The sequence below is a fragment of the Micromonospora sp. AMSO12t genome (assembly GCF_008806585.1).
Taxonomy (GTDB): Bacteria; Actinomycetota; Actinomycetes; order Mycobacteriales; family Micromonosporaceae; genus Micromonospora; species Micromonospora reichwaldensis.
This window is the reverse complement of sequence record NZ_WAAS01000030.1, coordinates 17070-43116: the sequence shown is the minus strand read 5'-3', so window position 1 is coordinate 43116 and position 26047 is coordinate 17070. Positions and strand designations below refer to the sequence as shown.

Sequence of the window (26047 nt, the reverse complement as noted above, 5' to 3'; positions counted from 1 at the left end):
CGTTACCTCCGTCCGTTCACCCCTCCGCTCCCCGGGCGGGCCGCCGGCTGTCGGGCACGTGCCGCGGGCGCGGCGGTGTTGCTACCGTTTCCTCCCGCCGCCGCCGACCGGTCGCCCGCCCGGGTGCCGGCGCGGCGCGGCGGGAGGGAGCAGCCGTGGCGGCAGGAGAAGGCGCGGCGCGGCCGGTGGCCGGGCCAGCCCGGTTCGTCGTCGGCGTCGACTTCGGCACCCTCTCCGGCCGGGCGGTCGTGGTCGACGTCGCCGACGGCGCCGTGCGGGGCGAGGCCGTCCACCCGTACCGGCACGGGGTGATCAGCGAGCGGCTGCCCGACGGCACGCCGCTGCCACCCGACTGGGCGTTGCAGCACCCCGACGACCACCGCGAGGTGCTCCGCGTCGCGGTGCCCGCCGCGCTGCGCGCCGCCGGGATCCGGCCCGGGAACGTGTGCGGCATCGGCGTCGACGCCACCTCCTGCACGATGCTGCCCGCCCTCGCCGACGGCACCCCGCTCTGCGAGCTGCCCGACCTGGGCGGCCGGCCGCACGCGTACCCGAAGCTGTGGAAGCACCACGCGGCCCAGCGGCAGGCCGCCCGGATCAACGACGTCGCCGCCGCACGCGGCGAGCGCTGGCTGCCCCGCTACGGCGGCCGGGTCTCCGCCGAGTGGCAGCTCGCCAAGGCGCTGGAGGTGCTGGAGGAGGACCCGGCGGTCTTCGACCGGGCGGAGCGCTTCATCGAGACCACGGACTGGCTCGTCTGGCAGCTCTGCGGCCGGGAGACCCGCAACGTCTCCGCCGCCGGCTACAAGGGGCTGCGGCAGGACGGGCGGTACCCGTCGGCGGAGTTCCTGCGCGCCCTGCACCCCCGCCTCGACGGCCTGCTGCCGCGCGTCGACGGTCCGCTCGTGCCCGTGGGCGCCCGGGCCGGCGGGCTCACCGCCGGGGCCGCCGCGTGGACCGGGCTGCCGGTCGGGATCGCCGTCGCGGCGGGCGCCATCGACGCGCACGTCACCGCCGCGGCGGCCCGCGCCGTCGAGCCCGGCCGGATGCTCGCGGTACTCGGCACCTCCACCTGCCTGATCATGAACGCGGCGGCGTACCGCGAGGTGCCCGGCGTCTGCGGCGTGGTCGACGGGGGCGTCACCACCGGGGCCTGGGGCTACGAGGCGGGACAGAGCGGGGTCGGCGACATCTTCGCCTGGTACGCCCGCACCGCCCTGCCGGCCGGCTACGCCGACGAGGCGCGCCGCCGTGGGCTCAGCCCGTACGAGCTGCTGGACACCCTGGCCGCCGACCAGCCGGTGGGCGGGCACGGGCTGCTGGCGCTGGACTGGCACAGCGGCAACCGCTCGGTGCTGATGGACCACGAGCTGAGCGGCGTGCTGGTCGGGCTGACCCTGGCCACCCGCCCCGAGGAGATCTGGCGGGCGCTGCTGGAGGCCACCGCCTTCGGCGCCCGGACCGTCGTCGACGCGTTCACCGCCGCCGGGGTGGCCGTCGACGAGCTGACCGTGGCCGGCGGGCTGACCGGCAACCGGCTGCTGCTGCGGATCTACGCCGACGTGCTCGGCCGGCCGCTGCACGTGCTGGACTCCGCCCACCCGGCGGCGCTGGGCGCGGCCATCCACGCGGCGGTCGCCGCCGGGGCGTACCCGGACGTGCCGGCCGCCTCGGCGGCGATGGGCGCCGGCCGGCGCGAGACCTGGCACCCCGACCCGGCCCGGGCGGCGGCCTACGACGACCTGTACGCCGAGTACCGCGCCCTGCACGACCACTTCGGCCGGGGCGGCACCGACGTCCTGCACCGCCTCCGCACCCTCCGCCACCGCGCGAGGACAGGACCCTGATCTCGGCGACACCGTGACGCGTCAGCCGTGGGAACCACGGCTCGAGCGGATTGCGTCGTGCTGCTGTTCGACCATGCCCGTCCTGGCTGCGAGGACGCCATGGGGGCGCTTCCTTCTCCTGGTTGGATCGAAGGGGTCGAGGTTCGAGTCCCCGAGTGGCTGAGCCTGTCCGCTATTCGGCGCCGGCGATGGTGGCGCCGCTGACGGTGTCCACATACCACCGCTGGTACTGCTCCAGCGGCCATCCGCGTTGCCGGACGAGCCAGTCGAAGTTGCGGACGTCCTGGGCCAGCCAGAGGATGTCGGCCACCTGTTCGACGTCCAGGTCAGGGCGGAGGGCTCCCGTGCCGACGAGTTCCGCGGCGAACATGGCCATGCCGCGGCGGCGCTCTTCGATGTTCTTGCGCCAGATCGCGGCGGCGTCCGGATCGGCTGTGGCCGCTGCGGCCAACGCGAGCATCACCTGGGCCTGCCGGGCGTTCACCTCGACCAGATGGCGGGCGTAGCGGGCGAGCTTGGCGCGGGGATCGGCGAGCGCGCGGATCTCGGCGACGAAGGGCCGGTCCGGCAGGGCCACCGGTTCGTCGTCACCGGCCAGGGTGACGTCAACCAGATGGGAGAGCAGTTGCCGCTTGCTGCCGAACACCGCGTAGAGCGTCTGGACCGCGACGCCGGCTTCCGCGGCGACGACGGTCAGCGGCGTGGCCGCGTAGCCGGGGTCGACGAACAACCGACCAGCCGCTTCGAGGATCGCCCGCCGGGTCTGTCGGGATTGCTCCTGCCGCCGGGAAGAGTCATAGCGTCTCTTGACAACCACTGGTCAAGTGTAGTGCTCTATTCGATAGATTCCGACTCTATCGAAAGGAGCGGCCATGCCGTTCGGTGTGTTGCAGGAGATGCCCGGCGTCAGCGAGGCGGAGTACCAGCAGGTGGAGCGACACCTCGGACCGGACCGGCCGCCGGGACTCGTCGCCCATGTCGCCGGTCCGACCGAGGGTGGCTGGCGGATCATCAACATCTGGCAGGACGAAGCCGCGTTCCGTCGGTTCCAGTCCGAACGGCTGGTTCGGGCCGCAGGCTTGGCGGCGCAGGAGGACGGCTTCGACCCGACGAAGGCGGCCAGCTTCCGATCGCTGAGCGTCGACGGTGCCGAGATGCCGTTCTGATGGCCGACGCCGCCACCTTGCGGTCCCACAACACCGCTTTCTGGACGGGAGCGGCGGCTGGCTGGATTCGGCACGCCGATCGGCAGGACGAGATCGGCCGGCCGCTGGGAGCGCCGGCCATGGAGCGAATGGCCGCGCGGCCCGCCGAACACATCCTTGATGTGGGCTGCGGCTGCGGTGGCACCACGGCCGAACTCGCCGCGGCGGTCGGCGAGACCGGCGCGGCGGTTGGTATCGACATCGCCGAGGCGATGGTGACCGCCGCCCGGCAACGGTTCCCCACGGACCGGTACCCGGGTATCCGGTTCCACGCGGCCGACATCGAGACCCTCGATGTCGTGCCGGGGGCACCGTTCGACGCGGCGTACTCGCGAATGGCCCTGATGCTGTTGGCGGATCCGGTCGCGGGCTGCACCACGATCCGGCGGTCCCTGCGCCCGGGAGGGCGCCTCGCCGCGACCGTCTTTCGCGACGGCAGCGTCAACCCGTGGATGTCCGCGGCGTTGCTCGGCGCAGCACCGCACCTCGGGCCGTTACCACCGCTGCCGGTGGGTGACGAGCCCGGTCCGTTCTCCTTCGTCGACCCGGCGCGGCTCGTCCGCGTCCTCACCATCGCCGGTTTGACCGCCGTCACGATCACGCCGTGTGACGTCGTCATGAATGCTCCGGACGACGCCGATGCGGTGGCCGAGTGGCTGATCGAGGTCGGCCCCGCCGGTGCCGCGTACCGGGCGGCTCCGCTGGCTGGGCAGGTTTCGGCCCGGGCGGGGGCGGCCCGGCTGCTCGACCGGTTTCGTGAACCTGGGGTCGGCTACCGACTACCCGCCGGCCTCTGGCTCGTCACCGCGATCGCCGCCAAGGCTGACAAGCCGTCCGCCCCGGCCCCGCCGCCGGTCGCCCACCACCGACAACCATGTCAGGACGAGAACCGATGAGATCGATCCGAATGCTCGCGCCGACCCTCTGTCTCGTGTTCGCCCTGACGGCTTGTGCCGACGGCGGCGCGCCCGAGCCCTCCGGGGCCACGGCGGGCACCCCCGCAGCAGCCGACGCCGCGTCCAGCGCGATCGGATCCGCTCCGGCCGGTGGCGCGACGCCGGTGTCGGCGAAGGAGGTGTGTGCCTACCTGGACGGCCAGTTGCCGACGCTGAGGGGGATCGGCTCCGAGACGGGCACGATGGCCAACCTCACCGTGAACCTCTACTCCTGGTACGAGAAGCAGGGCGCCGTGCCGACCGGCCGTCAGATCGACGACCAGACCCGGCAGGAATGCCCGGCGACCCGGATCAAGGTGCTCGAACTCGCCGGCATGGAGAGCTTCGAGCGGCTGTAGCCGCCGATGACCGCCGGCCAGGTGTCCTGGACGAACTACCGCCACGACGACGTGGTGCATCCCGGCGACATCACCGATGCGACGAACGGTGCGACCGAGTTCATCGACGTACCCCTCGGACAGGGGGCGGTGCCGGGGTCACCGGCGCCGCCCCCATCCTGCTTCCAACCGGGTTCCGGCCGTTGCGCCACCGATCACCGGGGCGCTTGTCGATGCCGACGTCATCGCTGTCCCCAGGGGGTGGGGTGCTGCGACGATCGCCGGAACCCGAGGGTGGCCGGCGGCGGCGTCGCGGTGGGTGGCGCTCAGCCGAGGTCGACGGCCGGGTAGAGGGGGAAGCCGCTCAGCAGGTCGCTGGCCTGCTTGCTGATCCGGTCGGCGACGGCCGGGTCGAGGACGTACTTGGCCTTGGACGGGGTGCCGTCCGGGTTGGCGCCCGGCTTGGTCTGGCTGAGCACGGTGTGGATCAGCTCGGCCGTCTCGTCCATCTGCGCGGCGCCCAGGCCCCGGCTGGTCAGCGCCGGGGTGCCGATCCGGATGCCGGAGGTGTACCAGGCGCCGTTCGGGTCCTGCGGGACGGAGTTGCGGTTGGTGACGATGCCCGAGTCGAGCAGCGCCTGCTCGGCCTGCCTGCCGGTCAGCCCGTAGCCGGAGACGTCGATCAGCACCAGGTGGTTGTCGGTGCCGCCGGTGACCAGCTTGCCGCCGCGACGCAGCAGCCCCTCGGCGAGCGCCTGCGCGTTGTCGACGATCCGCTGCGCGTAGTCGGCGAAGTCGGGGCGGCGGGCCTCGGCGAGGGCGACGGCCTTGGCGGCCATCACGTGCGGCAGCGGGCCGCCGAGCACCATCGGGCAGCCCCGGTCGACCTGGTCGGCCAGCTCGGGCTGGCAGAGCACCATGCCGCCGCGCGGGCCGCGCAGCGACTTGTGCGTGGTGGTGGTGACGATGTGCGCGTGCGGCACCGGGTCGAAGTCGCCGGTGAAGACCTTCCCGGCGACCAGGCCGGCGAAGTGCGCCATGTCGACCATGAAGGTGGCGCCGACCGAGTCGGCGATCTCCCGCATGATCCGGAAGTTGACCTTCCGCGGGTACGCCGAGTAGCCGGCGACCAGGATCAGCGGCTTGAACTCGCGGGCCGCCTCGGCGACCTTGTCGTAGTCCACGAGGCCGGTGACCGGGTCGGTGCCGTAGCTGCGCTGGTCGAACATCTTGCCGGAGATGTTCGGCCGGAACCCGTGGGTGAGGTGGCCACCGGCGTCCAGCGACATGCCGAGCATCCGCTGGTTGCCCAGCTCCCGGCGCAGCGCGAACCAGTCCGCCTCGGTCAGGTCGTTGACCTGCCGCACCTGGGCCTTCTTCAGCGCCGGCGACTCCACCCGGTCGGCCAGGATCGCCCAGAACGCCACCAGGTTGGCGTCGATGCCGGAGTGCGGCTGCACGTACGCGTGGGCGGCGCCGAACAGCTCCCGGGCGTGCTCGGCGGCGAGCGCCTCGACGGTGTCGACGTTCTGGCAGCCCGCGTAGAAGCGGCGCCCGACGGTGCCCTCGGCGTACTTGTCGCTGAACCAGTTGCCCATGGTCAGCAGGGTCGCGGGGGAGGCGTAGTTCTCGCTGGCGATGAGTTTGAGCGACTCGCGCTGGTCGGCGAGCTCGGCGCCGATGGCGTCGGCCACCCGGGGCTCGACGGCGCGGATCACCTCGAGGGCGCTGCGGAAGGCGGTGGATTCGGCGTTCAGCGACGACATGCGACCTCCAGTGACGTGCGGAAGGCCCAGGCGCTCGGCATGCGTCCTCATGACGGGACCGCTTCCCGATGGTTCTCCATCCCAACGCGCCAGTCACGGCCCGCGCCGATCCTACCGGGTCGACCTCGGCGGTTCCCGGCCCACCTCGCCCCGGCGGCGGGTCCCCGGCGAGGTGGGCGGGTGCGGACGTGGGGGTTGGGCGGCCCGGACCGGGGCACAGCACATCCGGGACGGCCTCGGGTGCGCGGGCCGCCCGCCGACGAGGGGAGTGACGAGCAGATGACCACATCGGGCACGGACCGGCCGTTCGCCGTGGTGACCGGCGCGTCCAGCGGCATCGGGTACGAGCTGGCGGTCCAGTTCGTCGAGCACGGGTACGACCTGGTGGTCGCCGCCGAGGACGACGGGATCGGCACCGTGGCGGAGCGGCTGCGGCGCGACGGGGGGCCGCGGGTGGATCCCGTCCGGGTGGACCTGACCCGCGCCGAGGGGGTCGAGGAGCTGGCGGCGGCGGTGGCCGCGGCCGGCCGCCCGGTCGACGCGCTGGCGCTCAACGCCGGGCGGGGCGCCGGTGGGGAGTTCGTCGGGGGCACCACGCTCGCGGACGAGCTGGCCGTCGTCGACCTGAACGTGCGCTCGACGGTGCACCTGGCCAAGCTGCTGCTGCCCGCCATGGTGCGGCGCGGCGCCGGGCGGGTCCTGTTCACCTCGTCGATCGCCGCCACCATGCCGGGACCCTTCCAGGCCGTCTACAACGCGTCGAAGTCGTTCGTGCAGTCCTTCGCGGAGGCGCTGCGCAACGAGCTGAAGGACACCGGGGTGACGGTGACCTCGCTGATGCCGGGGCCGACGGACACGGAGTTCTTCGACCGTGCCGAGATGGCGGACACCCGGGTCGGCTCGGGACGCAAGGACGACCCGCGCACCGTGGCCGAGCAGGGCTTCGCGGCGATGCTGCGGGGCGACCAGACGGTGACCGCGGGTTCGCTGCTCAACAAGGTGCAGACCGCCGCCGGCAAGATCGTCCCGGACAAGCTCAAGGCGGCGCAGCACCGCAGGATGGCCGAGCCGGGCTCCGGCAGCTGACCCCTTGCGGGGCCCGGCGGCGGGTCGTGCGGCCCGCCGCCGGCACGGGGGCCTCGCGGCCGGGCGCGCCGCTGCCTAGGATCAGCGGCATGGCGGGGGAGGACGGCGAGGGCGGCAGCCTGCTCGCCATCAGCGACCTGCACGTCGGTCACCGGGACAACCGGGAGGTGGTCGAGGGGCTGCGCCCCACGTCGCCGCAGGACTGGCTGCTGGTCGCCGGGGACGTGGGCGACACCGTGGCCGACGTGGAGTGGGCCCTCGGCCTGCTCAGCCGCCGCTTCGCGAAGGTCGTCTGGGCGCCGGGCAACCACGAGCTGTGGACGCCGCCCGCCGACCCGGTGGCGCTGCGCGGGGCCGCGCGCTACGCGTACCTGGTCGACGCCTGCCGGCGACTGGGCGTGCTGACCCCGGAGGACCCGTACCCGGTGTGGCGGGGGGTGGGCGGCCCGGTGCTGGTGGCGCCGCTGTTCCTGCTCTACGACCACAGCTGGCGCCCGGACGGGTTCGACACCCCCGAGGCGGCGCTGGAGGAGGCGTACCGGACGGGGATCGTGTGCACGGACGAGTTCCTGCTGCACCCCGACCCGTACCCGAGCCGGTCGGCGTGGTGCGCCGCCCGCGTCGCCGAGGCCGCGCGTCGGCTCGCCGAACGGGAGCCGGGGCTGCCGACGGTGCTGGTCAACCACTGGCCGCTGCTGCGCGAGCCGACCCGGGTGCTGCGCTACCCGATCTTCGCCCAGTGGTGCGGCACCGAGTCCACCGCCGACTGGCACCTGCGCTTCGACGCCGCCGCGGTGGTCTACGGCCATTTGCACATTCCCCGTACCACCTGGCACGACGGGGTGCGCTTCGAGGAGGTCTCGGTGGGCTACCCGCGGGAGTGGCGGCCCCGGGCCGCGCCCCCGGCGCTGCGGCGGATCCTGCCCGCGCCCCCGGCGTGACGACGGGCCCCGGCGCACCGGGGCCCGTGGAGGTTCGTCCGCTCAGGCCGTCACGGCGTCCAGCGACTTCTTGATCGCCTTCGGGTCGGTCGGCTTGCGCGGCGCGTCCGCGCGCAGCGCGATCATCCGCTCGCCGATCTCCTGGAGCTGCTTACGGCCGAGGGCCTCGCGCACCTTCGGGAACCACTCCTGCTCCTCCTCCTCGACGTGGTGCAGGACGTTCTCGATCAGCACCGTGGTCTTGGCGTTGAAGCGCTCGTCGCCGGCGTCCATGGTGAACAGCTCGGCGCAGAGCACGTCGGCGACGTGGTGCTCCTCGTACGACTCGAGGATGTCGTCCTCCAGGTCGGGCAGGAGCTTGCGGACCTCCGGGTACATCACCTCGTTCTCGAGGTAGGTGTGGACCGTGAGGGCTTCCAGGATCTCGTTCACCAGCTTCTGCCGCCGCGCCGCCGGACCCTCCTCGGCATCCTGGAACGCCTTGAACAGGCGGCGCATCTCCTTGTGGTCCTCTTTCAACAGGACGATGGCATCGGTGGACACCGTTGACCTCCTCGCTCGGCTGACGACTTCTCCCGTACCCCCGGGGTGAGCAGCCAAAACGGGCAGGGCCCGGCGGTGAACCGCCGGGCCCTGCCACTGTCGTGCCGTGGTGTCAGCGCACCACGTTGTACGCGTTGACCATGCCGAAGCCGTAGAAGCCGTTGCGCTTGCCGCCGGAGCAGTTCGCGTCGTAGGCGTTCGGGCCGGCCGCGATCAGCGGCACCGGGTTGTAGACGCCGCCGGGGCACGAGATCGCCTCGGCGGTGTTGCCCAGGAAGGCCGACAGCTGACCGGGCGCCATGCCCGGGTGCGCCGAGACCGCCAGGGCGGCCACGCCGGCGGCGTGCGGCGAGGACATCGAGGTGCCCTGCTTGTAACCCCAGCCGTTGGTCTTCGTGGTGGTGTTGTAGGTGGTGGACAGGATGCCGTCGGAGGAGGTCGAGCTGACCCCCCGGGTACGGAAGCGGGTGTCGCCACCCGGCGCCGTCACCTCGACCACGCCCTGGCCGTAGGAGGAGTAGTAGCTCTTCTGCCCGGTCGGGCCGACCGCCGACACGGTCACCACGCCCGGCGCCTCGCCCGGCAGGATGAGGCAGGAGTTGGTGAGGTTCGCGCGCTCCTCGGGCGTCCCGTTGTTCGGGCTGCCCGTGTCAGTGATCTTGTGGGCGAGGTCCCAGTTGCTGTTACCCGCGGACGCCACGTGCAGCACGCCCTTGCCCTGCGAGTAACGCAGGGCCCGCTGGACCGCCTTCCACACCGGACGCTGGCGCGCGTCGTTGCGGCAGTTGAGCTGCCACGGGTCGATGTAGTAGCTGTTGTTGGTCACCTGCATGCCCTGCTCGGCGGCCCACATGAACCCGCAGACCGCGGCCTCCGGGAAGATGTAGCCGTCGTCGTTGACCACCTTGACGGCGGCCACCTTGACGCCCGGGGCGACCCCGGTCACGCCGACGCCGTTGACGGCGGCGGCGATGGTGCCGGCCACGTGGGTGCCGTGGTCGGAGGTGGTCGGGTTCCAGGCGGCCTCGGTGGTGTCGGTGACGCCACCGATGCAGGACGTGCTCTTGTTCTTCGCGATCTGGGTGGCCAGATCGGGGTGGCTGGACGAGATGCCGCTGTCCAGCACGCCCACCACCACGTCGGCGCGGCCGGCGTTGACGGCGTGGGCCTGCGGGACGTCGATCATCGGCATGTCCCACTGCTGACCGAAGAGGGGCTCCTTGGTCGGGTCGGCGGTCGTGTTGGCCGCCTCGGCCGCGGAGACCTCCAGGGTCTCGCCCTCGTCGAGGGCGCTGCCCAGACCGGCCGTGGACGCCACCGAGTCGACGCCCGCGCCCGCCACGTCCGTGACGAAGTCGGGGTTTGTCGACCGGACGACGAGCACGCCGATCTGGTCGTAGCTGGCCACCACGGTGCCGTTGGCGGCGGCCACGCGGGCGGCCGCCTTGTCGGTCTTGTCACCCTGCGGGGCGAGCACCAGGAACGTGGTGTCCGGGCCGGCGGCCGACGCCGCCGGGGCCACCCCGCCGGCGACGGCGAGGCCGACGCCGAGCGTCACGGCGGACGCGGCAGCCAGTGTCTTGCGACGGAGGTTCTTCACACAGACTCCCAGGGGCTGTTTCCAGCCGGGGTACGCCCCCTGGCGGGGAGCGGCCGGCGGGAGGCGGGCGGGATGCCTGCCTCCGCAACCACCAGCGTCGCGCCGTGAGCTGGCGTTACACGCCTACGCGGGTCCGGACGAAAGGTGTCAGACGGTCGCCAGGGTGTGGGGAATCTCGTCGAGCAGCTCCCGGGCGAGGAACCCGATCCGGCCGAACCGGGGGACCAGCCGCTGCCCGCTGACCGCGTGGGCGAACGCCGCCCAGCACGCGGCCTGTGCCGGCTGCGCGCCCCGCGACAGCAGCCCGGCCAGCAGCCCGGCGCGGACGTCCCCGCTGCCGGAGGTGCCCAGGCCGGCGTCGCCGCTCTCCTCCCGCCAGCTCCGGCCGTCGGGGGTGGCGATGTGGCCGTAGAGCGACACCACCGCGTCGTACCGGCGGGCCAGCTCCGTCGCCTCGGCGTCGAGGTCGTCGCCGGGCTCCCGGTCGAGCAGGTGCCGGGCCTCGGTGAGGTTGGGGGTGAGCACCACCGGCCGCCCGGACCCGACCAGCAGGTCCGGGGCGTGGCTGAGCGCCCCCAGGGCGTACGCGTCGAGCACCAGCGACGTCTCCGGACCGGCCGCGTCGAGCACCAGGCGCAGCAGGCGGCCGGTCTCGTCGATGTCCTTGAGGCCGGGGCCGACGGCCACCACGTCCGCCTCCGCCACCAGTTCGCCCAGCAGCTCGCCGGGCTGCCCCGCGACCGCCCCGTCGGTGGTCTCCGGCAGCCCCACCACCAGCGCCTCGGGCACCTGGATGCTCAGCGCGGCGGCGGTGGACTCGGCGGCGGCGAGCTGGAGCACACCGGCCCCGGCCCGCAGCGCGGCCACCCCGGCGAGCAGCACCGCGCCGGGGGTGAAGCGCGAGCCGCCGACCACCAGCACCGTGCCCCGGGCCTCCTTGCCGCCGGTCGGCACGGGCAGCGTCCAGTCCCGCAGCAGGCCGGGGGTGATCACCCGGGTGTCAGACCGGTTCGGCATGGACCTCGTCCTCCCTGGTCTGCCGGGCGCCCTGCTCGTGCAGGTGACCGACGTCGTTGAACACGTCCGGGGTCAGCCGGCCGTCGGCGCCGGCGGACCACCCGGTGATCGAGCAGTTGGCGATGACGTGTTCGCGGGTCAACGCCATCAGCTCCGTCTCGGTGAGCCCCTCCACCAGGTAACGGGTCAGGAAGACCAGGGCGTCGTGGCCGAACAGCAGCACGCGCCGGTCCTCGTGGTCGCGGCGCAGGTCGCCCAGGAGGGCACGCAGGCGCAGCGCCACGTCGGTCCAGGACTCCCCGCCCGGCGGCCGGTAGTAGAACTTGCCGAGTCGGTCGCGGCGCGCGGCCTCCTCCGGGTGCCGCCGGCGCACCCCCTGCCCGGTCAGGCCGTCCAGGATGCCCAGCTCCCGGTCGCGCAACCGTTCGTCGCGGGTGAGCGGGATCCCGGTGCCGGCCAGGGCCAGCTCGGCGGTCCGCACCGCCCGCAGGTACGGCGACACCACCGCCACGTCGGGCCGGTGGGCCTCGGGCAGCCCGGCCAGCCACCGCGCGGTGGCCCGCGCCTGCTCCTCCCCGGTGGGGCTCAGCGGCACGTCCGCGTCCCGGTGGGTCAGGTCGATCAGCTCGGCGCCGGACGCCTCGGCCGCCGTGGCCGCCACGTTCGCCGTGCTCTCGCCGTGCCGGACGATCCAGAGCGTCGCCAGTTCCGCCATGCGGCAACCCCTACCCGCAAGCCCGCCCGGGGTAACCGCGCCAGCCCGCCGGGCGGGACCGTGTGCGCCGCCCCGGCCGGGTCCGCGTTGCCGCGGGGGCCCTCCGTCGTCCACCCGCCGTTCAACCCCGCTGGGCGGGGCGGGCGACCCCGCGGGCCTCCCGCCGGAGCTCCTCCAGCCGGTCCGCCAGCTCCCGTGGCCGGCTCAGGGCCACCGGGTGCCCACCGTCCATCTCGTCCGGGGCGATGCCCAGCCGCTCGGACACCAGCCCGCGCAGGAAGTCGATCGGGAAGAAGCGGTCGCCCCGGCAGAGCAGCGCCCGGGTCGGCACGTCCGGCCAGGCGGCGAGCGGCCAGGGCTTCTCGAACGGCGTGCCGGACTGGTCCCGGGCGTGCGCCGTGGCCTCCTCGACGAGCCGGGGCGGCAGCTCGTGGAAGAAGACGACGTTCGGGTCCTCGTCCTGCTCCGGCGTCCAGCCCTCGCGTTCCGCCTGGATCCGCCTGGCCTGCGCGTAGCCGGTGTTGCCCCACCACTCGGCCGGCGACTCGCCGGGGGCGGGCACCATCGGGGTCAGCAGCACGAGCAGGTCCGCGTGGACCCGGTCGCACAGCAGCGGACCGGTGAACGCGCCGAACGACTGGGCCACGACGACCAGGTCCGTGCGGTCCCCGATGGCCTGGACGGCGGCGTCGGCGTATTCCGCCAGCCCCGCCGAGTCGTCGGCGCACGGCAGGTCGACCGCCACCACGTCGTGCCCCCGGTCCCGCAACTGCTCGGCCAGCAGGTGCCAGTACCAGGGCCCGCTGCCCGCGGGGGGAATCAGCACGTACGTCGCCGTCGTCAGTGGTCCGTCAGGCTCGCCCACGATCTCTCTCCCCGTGCCGGTCACCGATGGTTGACGAACCGTAACCCACCGGTACGACGGCCGACGGCCGACGGAGCCGTCCACTGGCGTCCCGTTCCGGCCCGACCCGGCCGGCCGGGGGCGGTGCGCCCGGCGCCCGGGGCGTGATCGGGGCCGGGTCGGGTAAGCGCTGCCTCCACCGATCACCGAGACGGGGAGGTGCGCCGTGGCCACCATGGTCAGGGAGCCGGCGAGCCCGGTGAAGGACCAGAACTACGACCTGATCCACGCGCTGCAGATGTCGTTGCAGCACATCTGGCAGCTGGAGAACTACGTCGCCGACGCCGACGCGCGGGGCGACACGGAACTGGCCACCTGGTTCCGGAAGATCCAGGAGAACAACCGCAAGGCGGGCGAACAGGGCAAGAAGATGCTCCTGGCACGCCTCCAGGAGGAGATGAGCTGAGTTCGACCGCCGGCGGCCGGGCGGCCGGAGACTGCCCGCCCGGCCGCCGCGCGGACGGCCGCCCGGAGCGCGCCATCTCGTGCCGGCAGCCGGCCGAGGTGTCGGCACGCAGGGCCGTGCCGGGATGTGCCGGCCGAGGTGTCGGCGCGCGGGCCCGTGCCGGCCGGCCGGGCGGGTTACGGTGTCAGGCGTGGCGACGCCGGCCGAGGAGATCCAGGTGGGGGAGCGGCTGGTGCGCGTCTCCAGCCCCGACAAGCCGTACTTCCCGGAACTCGGGCTGACCAAGCGGGACGTGGTGTCCTACTTCCTCGCCGTCGGCGACGGCGTCCTGCGCGCCCTGCGGGACCGCCCGACCATGCTTGAGCGGTGGCCGCGCGGCGTGTTCGAGGGGGCGAAGATCGGCACCCGGCAGGACAACCGGGGCGACGCCTTCTATCAGAAGCGGCTGCCGGCGGGAGCGCCCGAGTGGGTCCGCACCGCCCACATCACCTTCCCGAGCGGGCGTACGGCCGACGAGGTCGCGCCGAGCGAGCTGGCGGTGGTGATCTGGGCGGCCAACCTCGGCACACTGCGGTTCCACCCGTGGCCGGTCTCCGCCGCCGACGTGGAGCGGCCCGACCAGCTGCGCATCGACCTGGACCCGATGCCGGGGGTGGGCTTCGACCAGGTGGTGCCCGTGGCCCACGAGGTGCACGCGTTCCTGACCGAGCTGGGGTTGACCGGCTACCCGAAGACCACCGGCGGGCGGGGCCTGCACGTCTACCTCTCCCTCGAGCCCCGGTGGAGCTTCGGCGACTGCCGGCGGGCGGTGCTGGCGCTGGGCCGGGAGATGCAACGCCGGCTGCCGGAGCTGGTCACCACCACGTGGTGGCGGGAGCAGCGGGACCGGCCGGTCTTCGTCGACTACAACCAGATGTCCCGGGACCACACGATGGCCTCGGCGTACTCGATCCGTCCCACCCCGCAGGCGCTGGTCTCCGCGCCGCTGGACTGGTCGGAGCTGGACGACGCCCGGCCGGAGGACTTCGCCGTGACCACGATGCCCGCCCGGTTCGCCGAGCGCGGCGACCCGCACGCCGGCCTCGACGACCGGCGGTTCTCCCTGGAACCGCTGCTGGAGCTGGCCGACCGGGAGGGGCTGGAGGCCCCACCGGAGCGCTGAGCGGGCAGACCGCTGCGCCCGTTCACTCCCACGGGCTGCGTTCGCCGTCGAACTCCTCGAAGACCAGCCAGGTGCGGGTGGAGAGCACGCCGGCGATGCTCTGCACCCGGCCCAGCACCACGTCGCGCAGGGTGGCGTTGTCCGGCGCCCGGACCAGGGCCAGCACGTCGTGGTCGCCGCCGAGCAGGGCGGCGTGCTCGATGTAGCGGACCCGGGCCAGCTCCGCCGACACCTCCCGCCAGGTGTTCTGTTCGATCTTCAACGCGATGTACGCCGAGGTGCCCAGCCCCGCCGCCTCGGGCGCGACCTGGGCCCGGAAACCGGTGATCACCCCGTCGCGCAGCAGCCGCTCGACCCGGGCGTACGCGTTGGTGCGGGAGATGTGGATGCGCTCGGCGAGCGTACGCACCGACGTGCGGCCGTCGCGGACCAGCTCGTCGAGGATCCGCCGGTCGACGTCGTCCAACGGTCGCGCCGAACGTCCCGTTCCGGCCACCGGCTCCGCTGCGCCCCCGGACTCCTGGCTCATCTCGCCGCCTGTCCCATGCCATCCGTCCCGCGTTTGTCCTGGATCTTGAGTCAATCATCCGACAGCAGGAGCATAGGCCCACCACACGTCCAGGAGGTCCCGCCGTGACGACCACACCCGAGGCGGTCCGCAGGGCATCCCCGCGCAGCCGTCGGAAGGCCACCCCGCCCGACCCGGCCAAGCCGCTGCTCCCGGCCACCGAGCCCGTCCGCCTGCTCGACCCCACCGGCACGCCACTGCGCGCCCCCGCCGACTACCCCGAGCCGCCCGTCGAGGCGCTCGTCGAGATGCACCGGCGGATGGTCGTCGGCCGCCGCTTCGACGTCCAGGCCACCGCCCTGACCAAGCAGGGCCGGCTGGCCGTCTACCCGTCCTCGCGCGGGCAGGAGGCCTGCCAGGTCGGCGCCGTCCTCGCCCTGCGCGACACGGACTGGGTCTTCCCGACCTACCGCGAGTCGATGGCCCTGGTCTCCCGGGGCATCGATCCGGTCGAGGTGCTGACCCTGCTGCGCGGGGACTGGCACTGCGGCTACGACCCCGCCGAGCGGCACACCGCCCCGCAGTGCACCCCGCTGGCGACCCAGTGCGTGCACGCCGCCGGGCTGGCCTACGGCGAGGCGTACCAGGGGCGCGACACCGTCGCGCTGGCGTTCATCGGTGACGGGGCGACCAGCGAGGGCGACTTCCACGAGGGCGTCAACTTCGCCGCCGTGTTCAAGGCCCCGGTCGTCTACTTCGTGCAGAACAACCGGTACGCCATCAGCGTCCCGCTGTCGCGGCAGACCGCCGCGCCGTCGCTGGCGTACAAGGGCGTGGGCTACGGCGTGCCCAGCGAACAGGTCGACGGCAACGACCCGGTGGCCGTGCTCGCGGTGCTCACCCGCGCGGTGGAGCACGCCCGTTCCGGCAAGGGCCCGTTCCTGGTCGAGGCGCACACCTACCGGATGGAGGCGCACACCAACGCCGACGACGCGAGCCGCTACCGCGACGGCGCCGAGGTCGAGGCGTGGCGGGACCGGGACCCGGTGGCCCGGCTGGAGACGTACCTGCGGGCCCGGGGCGCGCTCGACGACGCCGCCGTCGCCGCGGTCGCCGAGGAGGCCGAGGCGTACGCCGCCGACCTGCGCACCCGCATGAACGCGCAGCCGACGGTCGACCCGATGAGCCTCTTCGACCACGTCTACGCCGAGCCCACCCCGCAGCTGGTCGAGCAGCGCGAGCAGGTCCGCGCCGAGCTGGCCGCCGCCCAGGACGAGGAGGGTGAGCGCTGATGGCCGCCCTGACCATGGCGAAGGCGCTCAACGCCGCGCTCGCCGACGCGATGCTCGACGACGACCGGGTGGTCGTCTTCGGCGAGGACGTCGGCGCGCTCGGCGGCGTCTTCCGGATCACCGACGGCCTCCAGGCCCGCTTCGGCGACAAGCGCTGCTTCGACACGCCGCTCGCCGAGGCCGGCATCGTCGGCTTCGCCGTCGGCATGGCCATGTCCGGGCTGCGCCCGGTGGTCGAGATGCAGTTCGACGCGTTCGCGTACCCGGCGTTCGAGCAGATCGCCTCGCACGTGGCGAAGCTGCGCAACCGCACCCGGGGCGCGCTCAGCGTGCCCATCGTCATCCGGGTGCCGTACGCCGGCGGCATCGGCGGCGTCGAGCACCACTGCGACTCCAGCGAGGCGTACTACGCGCACACCCCCGGCCTGAAGGTCGTCACCCCGGCGACGGTCGAGGACGCGTACTCGCTGCTGCGCCAGGCGATCGACGATCCTGACCCGGTCGTGTTCATGGAGCCGAAGAAGCTCTACTTCTCCAGCGCCGAGGCGGAACTGCCGGCCAGCGCCGCGCCGATCGGCCGGGCGGTCGTGCGTCGCCCCGGCCGCGACGCCACCCTCGTCGCGTACGGGCCGGCGGTGCCGGTCGCGCTCGAGGCCGCCGAGGCCGCCCGCGAGGAGGGCTGGGACCTGGAGGTCGTGGACGTGCGCAGCATCGTGCCCTTCGACGACGAGACCGTCACCGCCTCGGTCCGGCGTACCGGCCGGTGCGTGGTGATCCAGGAGGCCCAGGGCTTCGCCGGGGTGGGCGCCGAGATCGCCGCCCGGGTGCAGGAACGCTGCTTCCACGCCCTGCACGCCCCGGTGCTGCGGGTGTCCGGGCTGGACATCCCGTACCCGGCGCCGATGCTGGAGCACACCCACCTGCCGTCGGTGGACCGGATCCTTGACACGGTGGCCCGGCTCCAGTGGGACGACCAGCCCGACGGGCGCTGGCTGAGCCGGGAGAGCGCGGCGTGACCACCGTGGACGGGGCGCAGGTCTTCCTCCTGCCCGACCTGGGCGAGGGGCTGAGCGAGGCCGAGATCGTCGAGTGGCGGGTCGCCGTGGGCGACGTGGTCACGGTGGACCAGAGCGTCGTGGAGGTGGAGACCGCCAAGGCTGTCGTCGACGTGCCCTGCCCGTACGCCGGGCGGGTCGTGGCGCTGCACGGCGCGGCGGGTGAGACCCGCCCGGTCGGCCAGCCGCTGATCACCATCGCGCCCCTCGACGGCGACGGCGGGACCGGCGACGAGCCCGCCGCGCACGCCACCTACCGCGAGGAGGAGCGGGCCGGCTCCGGCAACGTCCTCATCGGCTACGGCACCGGCCACGGTGGCGCGGGGCGGCGGCGTCGGCGGCCCCGTCTCGTGGCCGCACCCGATCCCATCCCGGCGGCTCCCGCCCACGCCGCACCGCCGGCGGCTCCCGCCCCGGCGGCGGCTGCGGCCAACGCGGCCGACCACCCGCACGGCGCGGCGGCGCCCCTGGTCATCTCGCCGATCGTGCGCCGGCTGGCCCGCGAGCACGGGCTCGACCTGGCGGCCCTGCGCGGCACCGGCCCCGGCGGCGTGGTGCGCCGGGCGGACGTGGAGGCCGCCGTCGCCGAGGCGGCGACGCCGGCCGCCCGGCTCGCCGCGGTGCCCGACGAGCCCGTCGCGTCGGCGGTCTCCGGCGCCGAGGACCTGGTCGTCCCGCTGACCGGCATCCGCAAGGTGATCGCCGACAAGCTCTCCCGCAGCCGTCGGGAGATCCCCGAGGTGACCATCTGGGTGGACGTGGACGCCAGCGGGCTGCTGGAGACCCGGGCGGCGATCAACGCGGCGACCCCGGACGCGCCGGTGAGCATCCTGGCCCTGCTGGCCCGGATCTGCCTGTCCGGGCTGCGCCGGTACCCGCAGCTCAACGCCCGGGTCGACACCGAGGGCCAGCGGATCGTCCAGTCCGCCGGGGTGCACCTGGGCATCGCCGCCCAGACCGACCGGGGGCTGGTCGTGCCGGTGCTGCGGGACGCGCAGCGGCTGACCACCGCCGAGCTGGCCGCCGAGCTGGCCGCGACCACCACGGCCGCCCGGGCCGGCACGCTGCCCCCGGCCCGGCTGACCGGCGGCACGTTCACGCTCAACAACTACGGCGTCTTCGGCGTCGACGGCTCCACCCCGATCATCAACCACCCGGAGGCGGCGCTGCTCGGGGTGGGACGGATCGTGGACAAGCCCTGGGTGGTGGACGGGCAGCTCGTCGTACGGAAGGTGACGCAGCTCAGCCTGACCTTCGACCACCGGGTCTGCGACGGCGGGGTGGCCGGCGGCTTCCTGCGGCACGTCGCCGACTGCGTCGAGCGGCCGGCGGTGTTGATCGCCAACGTCTGATCCCGGTCGCGACGGCCCCGGCTCCGCCTCCCGGCGGCGCGGGGGCCGTCGCCGTCGCGGCAGGCGTTTCCCGGCAGGCGGGCCGGGAATGCGGGCCGGGCAGTCTCGCCGAGGGGAGGACGAGGTGGCCTATCCGGACATGCCCTCGGCCGGCGGCGTGCGCCGGCACGCGGTGGCCGGCGCCCCGCTGCTCTGCGACGCCCGGGAGCACGGCCTGGTCGGCGACGGGACGGCCAACGACCAGCCGGCGCTCGCCGCGCTGGTGGACCGGCTCGGCGACGCGTACGCCGCCGACGGCCGGGCCCGGATCATCTACTGCCCGCCCGGGGTCTACTCGATGCGGGACTCGGGCACCGTGTGGCGCAGCGGGGTGTCACTCATGGGCGCGGGGCCGGGCGCGACCCGTTTCGTGCTCAGCAACGCCGGCAACCGGGCCGACCCGGCGCCGCTGGCCTTCCACACCGCGATCGAGCACGGCGCCGGCCGCAACCGGCACCTGTCCGACTGCACCTTCGCCGACTTCGAGATCGACGGCTCGGAGGTGGCGTCCGCGGACTACAACCCGCTGGCCAAGGGCCTCGGTCTCCAGTACGTCGTCCGCGGCATCTTCCGCAACCTGTACATCCACCACACCGCCGCCACCGGCCTGGGCTGCGACTTTCTCCAGGACTGCCTGATCGAGGGGGTGCTGGTCGTCGGGTGCGGACGGCTGGACAACGGCACCGAGATGGGCGGCGCGGGCATCGGCATCGGCATCGGCGGCTGGGGCAGCATCGAGCGGTTCAACATCGTCAACTGCAGCGCGGTGGCCAACGCCACCAACGGCATCTTCCTGGAGTTGCAGGAGGCGGACCACCTGCGCCCACGGGGAGTACGGATCATCGGCTGCCACGCCCAGGGCAACCGCTTCGGCATCTCCGACTGGGGTGCCAACGGCCTGATCGTCTCCTCCTGCACCATGACCGGGAACCTGGAGGCGGGCTTCCACGTCTCGGCGAAGGGCACCACGCACACCGCCGGGCGGGGCGGCATCCTCACCGACTGCGTCATCGACGGCAACCTGCGCGACGGGGTCAGCATCGGCAACACCCCCGGCCCGTACACGATCCGCGGCAACCGGATCAGCGGCAACGGCCGGTACGGCTACCACCAGCGCAACCTCGGCGGGTCCGAGGAGCACGTCGCCGAGGAGATCGTCATCGAGAGCAACGACTTCTACGGCAACAGTGCCGACGCCATCCGCATCGACCGTCCGGTCCGCGACGTCTTCCTGGTCGCCAACCGGATCCGCAACAACGGGCGGCAGTGGGCGCCCGCGACGAGCGCACACGGCGACTCGGTGCGCTACACCGGGAAATCCGTGGTGGACCGGCGGGCGACCTGGCCGAACGACGGCCACCGGGGCAAGGTGGTGCGGGTCGGCGAGCGCATCGCCGTGGTGGCGGCCAACGACGACACCGAGCTCACCCTCGCGCCGATCCGGCCGGACTCCCCGAGCGCATGGAGCGGGGGCACTCCGGCACCGGGCACCCCGTACGAGCTGCCCGCCGGGCCGCCGGTGCGGGCCGGCATCGCGATCAACGCGGCCGTCGAGTCGGCCACCATCCGGGGGAACCGGATCTGGGACAACCGCGAGCCGAGCACCCAGAACCACGGACTGTGGGTCACCGAGCAGGGCAGCTGCGTGGACTGCCGGGTCGAGGACAACGACTTCGCCGGCAACGCGGACTCCGCCGTCCGACTGGACACCCCACCGGTCGGCGGCCGGTGGGAACGCAACCACGGCTGACGACGACCGGCCGGGGCGGCCGGCCCGTCGGCGGCGGCGCGCCCGGTCGCGTCCTGCCGCACGGCGTCGCCCCGCCGCCGGATCGCGGGTGCGGGACGGCTGTGCGCTGACACCGACGACGCCGTGGCCCAACCCGGACGCGGCGGGATTCCGGGGGCCGCCGGTGGGCGTGCCGGACGATTCCGGACGGACCCGGAAACCGGCGCGTGCGGCCCCTTTCCGTGCAGTGCGGGAAATGCTTCCCATAATTGCTTTCTGCAATTCCGTGGAAATTGCGCGTCCACCCGGCGCAGCGTGGAGAGAATGTGGCTGAGGACACCAGACAACGGGGGGACGCATCATGGAGTTGAGGCGGCGACTGACGGTGCTGGCCGTGACCATCGCGGCCACGCCGTTGGCCCTCGGCGGGTGCACCGCCGACCGCAAGCCGGGTGCCCGGCCGGCCGAGGGGCAGGCGGCGGCGCCGGAGTTGACCGTGACGCCCACCGACCGCGCCCGCGAGGTGCCGATCACCGCCGAGGTGGGGACCGCGGTCAGGAACGGGAAGGTCACCGCCGTGCGGATCACCGACGACAAGGGCGCGCAGGTCGCGGCGGAGCCCCGGGAGGACGGCTCGGGCTGGGTGCCGAAGGCGCCCCTGAAGCCGCGGCGCACCTACACGGCGGAGGTGACCGCCACGGGCGACTCGGGCACGACGACGACCCGGAAGACCACCTTCACCACGATGCCGAAATCGACGAAGCCGGAAATCACCAGCACGTTGTACTTCGCCGGTGATCGGACGTACGGCACCGCGATGCCGGTGACCGTGGCGTTTGACCCACCCATTCCGAAAGAGGCCAGGGACGACGTGCAGCGCCGATTGTTCGTGAAGACGGATCCGCCGCAGCCGGGTGCCTGGTCGTGGGTGTCCGACGGCAGTCAGGCCTATTACCGGGCTCCCGATTTCTGGCGCCCGGGGACCAGCATCAGCGTCCGGGCCGGGCTGGAGGGCCTGCCGATCGGCAAGGACCGGGTCGGCGACTCCGACCGCACGGCCACGTCGAAGATCGGCCGGCAGGTGGCCCTGGAGATCGACAACGCGACAAAGCAGATGTCCGTGCTGCGCGACGGGAAGGTGGTCCGCAAGCTCCCGGTCAGCATGGGCAAGCCGAGCACGCCGACCTCCAGCGGCAAGATGGTGATCATGGAGAAGCACGAGTTCACGACGTTCGACACCCGGGGCTCGGCCGACCCCTACGTGGTCGACGTCGAGGACGCCCAACGGCTCACCTGGGGCGGCGAGTTCATCCACGCGGCGCCGTGGTCGGTGGGGGACCAGGGCAACACCAACGTCTCGCACGGCTGCACCAACGTCTCCAACGAGGCCGCGGACTGGCTGATGGGCGTCACGCAGGTCGGCGACCTGGTCACCATCAAGGGCACCGAGGTCGAGCTGACCGAGGGCAACGGCTGGACGGCCTGGAACGTCAGCTGGGACGAGTTCGTCAAGGGCAGCGCGCTGCCCGTGCCGGCCGGGCTGCGGCCGTCCCCGTCGGCCGTGCCGCACCCCGGTGCGGTGGCCGGAGGCTCGCCGGCGCCGGCGCCGTCCGTCCGCGGCGGCTGATCCGACCGTACGCACACCCGGGGGACCGGTCCGCCGCCACGCGGGCCGGTCCCCGGCGTGGCGGTCGCACCGGGGCGTTCCCGCCGACCCGTCCGGCGTCGGGGCTCAGCCCAGCGGCACCCGGGCCACCCCGGGGCCCGTGAGGCTGCCCAGCCACAGGTGGTCGCCGTGCTGGCGCACGCCGGTGACCATGTCATAGGTCCCGCGCGGGCCGTGCAGGGTCCGCAGCACCCGCCCCTCGCCGTCGACGAGGGCCACCAGGCCGTAGCGCAGCGGCTTCGGCTGCACCGCCGCCGGCAGCACCGCCACCAGCTGCCGCAGCCGGGGGTGGGGCAGCAGCCGCTCGACCACCGGCACGCGGGGGCTGGGCAACGCGATCCAGTACGTCCCGTCGCCCACCGGGGTCAGGTTGTCCGGGTACGCCGGCAGGTCGGCCAGCACGGTGACCGCGCCGTCGGCCAGCGCGACCCGCACCAGTCGATGGGCGGCGGTCTCGACCAGCATCAGCGCCGACTCGTCCGGGGTGAGCGCGAGCCCGTTGGGAAAGTAGAACCCGGCGCGGACGACGTCGGTGCGCCCGCTGCGCGGGTCGTACGCCAGCACCCGCCCGTTGGGCCGGTGTTCCAGCAGGTCCCGCTTCCAGTGCGAGAGCGGGAAGCGGTCGGACGAGTCGGTGAAGTAGACCGTGCCGTCGCGGGCGACGGTGGCGTTGTCGGCCAGGTTCGCTCTCGCCCCGAGGCCGCCCAGCTCGCGCACCGCACCGTCGCCGGTCACCCGCAGCAGCCCTCGGTATGCGTCGCAGACCACGAGGCTGCCGTCGAGCGGGTCGACCTCCACGCCCAGCGGCCGGCCCCCGGTGTCGGCGAGCAACCGGGGTCGGGTGCCGGGAGGCGCGTCGACCGGCCACCACCAGAGCCGGCCGTCCTCCGTCCCGCTGACCGCCCGGCCGGACGGGTCGACGACCACGTCCTCCGGGCCGGACACCCCGTCGGGCAGCGGCAGCAGCTCCACCGAGTCGAGCCGCCGGTCGGCGGGCGTCCACGGCCCGTCGAGCGGCGGCGGGACCGTGGCGGGCTCGCGGACGGGGCGGATCAGCCGGGGCGCGCGGCGGGGAGCAACCATCGGCTCATTCTCGCCCGCCGATGTGCAGCCCGCAGGCCCTCGTCGCGTCATCCCTGAGGGGGATCCGGGAGTCTCGGGGTATGACCCTGGGCGTACCCGGATCCGGTCCCTCAGCAGGGCGGAATTGTCGGTGGCGGGGGATAGGTTCGTCGCATGGGACAGCGCGACGACCGGCTCCACGTGGACATCACCGTGGCCGACCACGAGGTGGAGGTGCGGGCGACCGGCGAGGTCGACATCGCCACGGTCGCCGCGTTCCGCTCCGCGCTCTGGGCCGCCCCGGCCCGGCCCGTTCTCCGGCTGGATCTCTCCGGCGTCCGCCTGCTCTCCGCGGCCGGGGTGCGGGCGCTGGTCGCGGCGCACCTGCGCGTGCGCGCCCAGGGCGGTGAGCTGGTGCTGGTCCGCCCCGACCCGGTGGTCGAGCGGGTGCTGCGGGCCACCGGCCTGCACCGGGTCATCCCGATCGTGGACCCGTGCGCCGACCGGGAGCTGGTGCCCTGCTGACCTCCGGCGCCCGAGGCCCAGGGGGCACGGTGGCGTGCAGCGCCTCGACCGGGAGCCCGCCCAGCCAGTCCACCGGCCGGTGCGGGCCCGGTACCGACGGCGTCGTCCACCGTCCGCACCGGCCCGTAACAGGGGTTCGCCGTCCACTCGAGCGGTGCACCGTCCGTTCGGAGGGATCATCCCCCGCCCGGCGGTGCCCGACCGCTCGGTGGGTCATCCTCCGCTCAGCGGACGCCGAGCAGGTCGACGACGAAGACCAGGGTCTCGCCCGGCTTGATGGCGCCGGCGGCACCCCGGTCGCCGTAACCCAGGTGCGGCGGGATGGTCAGGCGGCGCCGGCCGCCGACCCGCATGCCCACGACGCCCCGGTCCCAGCCGGAGATGACGTGACCAGCGCCGAGCTGGAACTCGAACGCCTCACCCCGGTTCCACGAGGAGTCGAACTCGCGACCGTTGGAGTGCGCGACCCCCACGTAGTGGACGCTGGCCAGCTGCCCCGGCTGGGCCTCCGGCCCTTCGCCGACGGTGATGTCCTCGATGACGAGGTCGGCGGGCGGCGCGCCCTCGATCGGACCCACCTCGGGCTTGCCTGAGCGGGCGCCTGCTGCCTGGTTCATTCGGGAGTCTCCTACCGTTTCGGTCCTGATGTCCGTCACCCGAGATCCTGCCCGATGGCGTCCGAACGATGCATGGCGGTCCCGGCGCACGCGTCGCGACCGGCCCTCGGGGCGACGGCGTGACGCGGTGGGCACGCCGAAGCGGGCGTCACCGGTGGTGACGCCCGCCGAGGGGGGAGGTGCCGCGCCGGGTCACCGCAGCCAGGGGAACCGCCGCACGATCGGGAGCTTCGCCCACGTCGCGCCCAGGCCGAGGGTCGCGCCGGCGTTGACCAGTGCGAGACCGACCAGCAGCGCCGCGTTGATCAGGTGCTCGTCCATGAAGGGATTGTTCTCGGGAGGCAGGACGACCGTCCACATCATCACGTAGAGCACCGCTCCCGCGACGGCGGCGATCCGCATCCCGATGCCGAGCAGCAGCGCGACGCCGATCGCGGCCAGGCCGGCCATGAAGAGCACGTCCGCCCAGGCGGCCCCGGCGATGCCCTGGTAGAAGTCTGCGAACGGGCCGGCCGCGCCGAAGGTCAGGAAGCCCTTGGTGGGGCTGCCGCCGTCGATCCAGGCGTTCTTCGCCTCGGTGGCGAACCCCAGACCGAAGACCTTGTCCAGGAACGCCCAGAGGAAGGTCCACCCGAGGGCGATCCGGATGCCGGCGAAGACGTACCGGGCGGCCCGTTCCCTGGGGGTCTCGCCGACGTGCCGGGTCTCCGCCACCGCAGCGTCGGTCCCGACGGTGGTGCGCTCGATCGTCGCGGCCATTGTCTCCACGTCCCTTCGTGTGCCTGGCACCGCGCTTTCCGGTGGCATCTCCATTGGACGCCCGTTGGCGCCGGGCGGGCAGGGCCGACCGGGCCCCACCGGACCGGGACCTTTGACCCCTCCCGGACCGGTCCGTACGGCCGTGCCGGTCCGGTCCGGCGGCCCTGACCCGGCGGCGCGTCGCGGTCGTAGCGTCGCGGTGGGGAACGACAGGGAGGTCGTGATGAGGACGTGGCAGGTGGGCGACGTGATGACCCGGGAGGTCACGACGGTGGGGGAGGAGACCCCCTACCGGGAGATCGTCGACGCGTTGGTCCGGCGGGGCATCAGCGGGGTGCCCGTGGTGGACGGCTTCCGTCGGGTCCTCGGCGTGGTCTCCGAGTCGGACCTGCTGCACAAGGTCGAGCGGGCCGGCCACCCCGACGAGCGGCGGGTCTTCGAGGGGCGACGACGCCGCACCGCCCGGGAGAAGGCCGAGGCGCTGCTGGCGCGTGACCTGATGACCGCCCCGGCGGTGGCGACCTGGCCGGAGGCGACGATCTCCGCCGCCGCCCGGCAGATGGACCGGGAGTCGGTGAAGCGGCTGCCGGTGCTCGACGACCTGGGCCGCCTCGTCGGCATCGTCACGCGCGGTGACCTGCTGCGGGTGCACCTGCGCACCGACGCGGAGATCCGCGAGGACGTGGTGCAGGAGGTGCTGCGCCGGGTGCTCGCGGTGCGGGACGGGCTGGTCACCGTCCGGGTGCGCGGGGGTGAGGTGACGCTCGACGGCCGGTTGGACCGGCGCAGCGCCGTCGAGCTGGCGGGCCGGCTCGCGGGGCAGGTCAGCGGCGTGGTCCGGGTGACCAGCACCCTCGCCTACGACGTCGACGACACCACCCTCGCCGATCTGGACCCGGCGCGGATCGCCCCGGTGGCCTGACGTCCGGGCCCGCCCGGCCCGCCTGACATCCGTGCGGGCCGGGCGCGCCTGAAGCC

General features: G+C 73.8%; 26 protein-coding genes and 1 riboswitch. Of the genes, 15 read left to right on the top strand and 11 right to left on the bottom strand.

Annotation, left to right across the window (positions count from 1 at the left end; genetic code table 11):
* The first annotated feature begins 155 nt into the window (after nt 1-155).
* Nucleotides 156-1847 (top strand): ribulokinase, encoded by a 1692-nt coding sequence (locus F6X68_RS07450; RefSeq protein ID WP_225852044.1) that lies wholly within the window; start codon nt 156-158, stop codon nt 1845-1847.
* Nucleotides 1848-2019: 172 nt separating this feature from the next.
* On the opposite strand, the gene F6X68_RS07445 is transcribed toward F6X68_RS07450, so the two are convergent.
* Entirely contained in the window at nt 2020-2664 is a 645-nt protein-coding gene (locus F6X68_RS07445) for a TetR/AcrR family transcriptional regulator (RefSeq protein ID WP_225852043.1), read from the bottom strand.
* A 55-nt stretch (nt 2665-2719) separates the two neighbouring features.
* Between F6X68_RS07445 and F6X68_RS07440 the strand changes: the two genes are divergently transcribed.
* The 3 genes from F6X68_RS07440 (at nt 2720) to F6X68_RS07430 (ending at nt 4346) form a co-directional block, all read left to right on the top strand.
* Nucleotides 2720-3013: a hypothetical protein gene (locus tag F6X68_RS07440; protein WP_151453554.1), complete on the top strand. Its 294-nt coding sequence runs from the start codon at nt 2720-2722 to the stop codon at nt 3011-3013.
* 119 nt (nt 3014-3132) lie between these two features.
* Entirely contained in the window at nt 3133-3948 is an 816-nt protein-coding gene (locus tag F6X68_RS07435) for a class I SAM-dependent methyltransferase (RefSeq protein ID WP_192581312.1), read from the top strand.
* Nucleotides 3945-4346 carry a hypothetical protein gene (locus tag F6X68_RS07430; RefSeq protein WP_151453552.1) on the top strand — a complete coding sequence of 134 codons (402 nt, stop codon included), beginning with the start codon at nt 3945-3947 and terminating at the stop codon, nt 4344-4346. Before F6X68_RS07435 ends, F6X68_RS07430 begins: the two co-directional genes overlap by 4 nt.
* Before the next feature lie 305 nt (nt 4347-4651).
* On the opposite strand, the gene F6X68_RS07420 is transcribed toward F6X68_RS07430, so the two are convergent.
* Nucleotides 4652-6091 (bottom strand): glycine hydroxymethyltransferase, encoded by a 1440-nt coding sequence (locus F6X68_RS07420; RefSeq protein WP_151453550.1) that lies wholly within the window; start codon nt 6089-6091, stop codon nt 4652-4654.
* A gap of 17 nt (nt 6092-6108) precedes the next feature.
* Nucleotides 6109-6198, bottom strand: a riboswitch (ZMP/ZTP riboswitch).
* A gap of 172 nt (nt 6199-6370) precedes the next feature.
* On the opposite strand from F6X68_RS07420, the gene F6X68_RS07415 reads away from it, so the two are divergent.
* Nucleotides 6371-7177: an SDR family oxidoreductase gene (locus F6X68_RS07415; RefSeq protein WP_151453549.1), complete on the top strand. Its 807-nt coding sequence runs from the start codon at nt 6371-6373 to the stop codon at nt 7175-7177.
* Nucleotides 7178-7266: 89 nt separating this feature from the next.
* On the top strand, nt 7267-8118 hold the full coding sequence (locus F6X68_RS07410; RefSeq protein WP_151453548.1) for a metallophosphoesterase: 852 nt from the start codon (nt 7267-7269) through the stop codon (nt 8116-8118).
* A 42-nt stretch (nt 8119-8160) separates the two neighbouring features.
* On the opposite strand, the gene F6X68_RS07405 is transcribed toward F6X68_RS07410, so the two are convergent.
* From F6X68_RS07405 to F6X68_RS07385, 5 genes are all read right to left on the bottom strand, one after another.
* Entirely contained in the window at nt 8161-8661 is a 501-nt protein-coding gene (locus F6X68_RS07405; protein ID WP_132234652.1) for a hemerythrin domain-containing protein, read from the bottom strand.
* A gap of 112 nt (nt 8662-8773) precedes the next feature.
* Entirely contained in the window at nt 8774-10261 is a 1488-nt protein-coding gene (locus F6X68_RS07400; RefSeq protein ID WP_151453547.1) for a S8 family serine peptidase, read from the bottom strand.
* A gap of 147 nt (nt 10262-10408) precedes the next feature.
* Nucleotides 10409-11278 carry an NAD(P)H-hydrate dehydratase gene (locus F6X68_RS07395; RefSeq protein WP_151453546.1) on the bottom strand — a complete coding sequence of 290 codons (870 nt, stop codon included), beginning with the start codon at nt 11276-11278 and terminating at the stop codon, nt 10409-10411.
* Complete coding sequence (locus tag F6X68_RS07390; RefSeq protein ID WP_151453545.1) at nt 11262-11993, bottom strand: histidine phosphatase family protein; 732 nt, start codon at nt 11991-11993, stop codon at nt 11262-11264. Before F6X68_RS07390 ends, F6X68_RS07395 begins: the two co-directional genes overlap by 17 nt.
* A 121-nt stretch (nt 11994-12114) precedes the next feature.
* Complete coding sequence (locus F6X68_RS07385; RefSeq protein ID WP_225852042.1) at nt 12115-12858, bottom strand: alpha/beta hydrolase; 744 nt, start codon at nt 12856-12858, stop codon at nt 12115-12117.
* Nucleotides 12859-13072: 214 nt separating this feature from the next.
* On the opposite strand from F6X68_RS07385, the gene F6X68_RS07380 reads away from it, so the two are divergent.
* Nucleotides 13073-13303, top strand: coding sequence for a hypothetical protein (locus F6X68_RS07380; RefSeq protein WP_151453556.1), 231 nt, complete (start codon nt 13073-13075; stop codon nt 13301-13303).
* 190 nt (nt 13304-13493) lie between these two features.
* Nucleotides 13494-14465: a DNA polymerase domain-containing protein gene (locus F6X68_RS07375; RefSeq protein WP_151453543.1), complete on the top strand. Its 972-nt coding sequence runs from the start codon at nt 13494-13496 to the stop codon at nt 14463-14465.
* 22 nt (nt 14466-14487) lie between these two features.
* Here F6X68_RS07375 and F6X68_RS07370 read toward each other — a convergent pair whose 3' ends face one another.
* On the bottom strand, nt 14488-14994 hold the full coding sequence (locus F6X68_RS07370) for an Lrp/AsnC family transcriptional regulator (RefSeq protein ID WP_132234638.1): 507 nt from the start codon (nt 14992-14994) through the stop codon (nt 14488-14490).
* Nucleotides 14995-15098: 104 nt separating this feature from the next.
* On the opposite strand from F6X68_RS07370, the gene pdhA reads away from it, so the two are divergent.
* The 5 genes from pdhA (at nt 15099) to F6X68_RS07345 (ending at nt 22067) form a co-directional block, all read left to right on the top strand.
* Nucleotides 15099-16265: a pyruvate dehydrogenase (acetyl-transferring) E1 component subunit alpha gene (pdhA, locus tag F6X68_RS07365; RefSeq protein ID WP_151453542.1), complete on the top strand. Its 1167-nt coding sequence runs from the start codon at nt 15099-15101 to the stop codon at nt 16263-16265.
* Complete coding sequence (locus F6X68_RS07360; RefSeq protein ID WP_151453541.1) at nt 16265-17281, top strand: alpha-ketoacid dehydrogenase subunit beta; 1017 nt, start codon at nt 16265-16267, stop codon at nt 17279-17281. Before pdhA ends, F6X68_RS07360 begins: the two co-directional genes overlap by 1 nt.
* Nucleotides 17278-18672: a dihydrolipoamide acetyltransferase family protein gene (locus F6X68_RS07355; RefSeq protein ID WP_151453540.1), complete on the top strand. Its 1395-nt coding sequence runs from the start codon at nt 17278-17280 to the stop codon at nt 18670-18672. Before F6X68_RS07360 ends, F6X68_RS07355 begins: the two co-directional genes overlap by 4 nt.
* A gap of 139 nt (nt 18673-18811) precedes the next feature.
* A complete protein-coding gene (locus F6X68_RS07350; protein WP_151453555.1) occupies nt 18812-20461 on the top strand; it encodes a right-handed parallel beta-helix repeat-containing protein in 1650 nt (549 codons plus the stop codon).
* 340 nt (nt 20462-20801) lie between these two features.
* Nucleotides 20802-22067 (top strand): Ig-like domain-containing protein, encoded by a 1266-nt coding sequence (locus tag F6X68_RS07345; RefSeq protein WP_151453539.1) that lies wholly within the window; start codon nt 20802-20804, stop codon nt 22065-22067.
* Nucleotides 22068-22172: 105 nt separating this feature from the next.
* Here F6X68_RS07345 and F6X68_RS07340 read toward each other — a convergent pair whose 3' ends face one another.
* Nucleotides 22173-23189, bottom strand: a complete 1017-nt coding sequence (locus tag F6X68_RS07340) for an SMP-30/gluconolactonase/LRE family protein (RefSeq protein ID WP_151453538.1) — start codon at nt 23187-23189, stop codon at nt 22173-22175.
* 153 nt (nt 23190-23342) lie between these two features.
* Here F6X68_RS07340 and F6X68_RS07335 point away from each other — a divergent pair, with 153 nt between their 5' ends.
* Complete coding sequence (locus F6X68_RS07335) at nt 23343-23693, top strand: STAS domain-containing protein (protein WP_151453537.1); 351 nt, start codon at nt 23343-23345, stop codon at nt 23691-23693.
* A 224-nt stretch (nt 23694-23917) separates the two neighbouring features.
* On the opposite strand, the gene F6X68_RS07330 is transcribed toward F6X68_RS07335, so the two are convergent.
* On the bottom strand, nt 23918-24310 hold the full coding sequence (locus F6X68_RS07330) for an FKBP-type peptidyl-prolyl cis-trans isomerase (RefSeq protein WP_151453536.1): 393 nt from the start codon (nt 24308-24310) through the stop codon (nt 23918-23920).
* A 192-nt stretch (nt 24311-24502) separates the two neighbouring features.
* Nucleotides 24503-25078, bottom strand: a complete 576-nt coding sequence (locus F6X68_RS07325; RefSeq protein WP_225852041.1) for a DoxX family membrane protein — start codon at nt 25076-25078, stop codon at nt 24503-24505.
* A gap of 214 nt (nt 25079-25292) precedes the next feature.
* Between F6X68_RS07325 and F6X68_RS07320 the strand changes: the two genes are divergently transcribed.
* A complete protein-coding gene (locus F6X68_RS07320) occupies nt 25293-25991 on the top strand; it encodes a CBS domain-containing protein (protein ID WP_151453534.1) in 699 nt (232 codons plus the stop codon).
* Nucleotides 25992-26047: the final 56 nt, after the last annotated feature.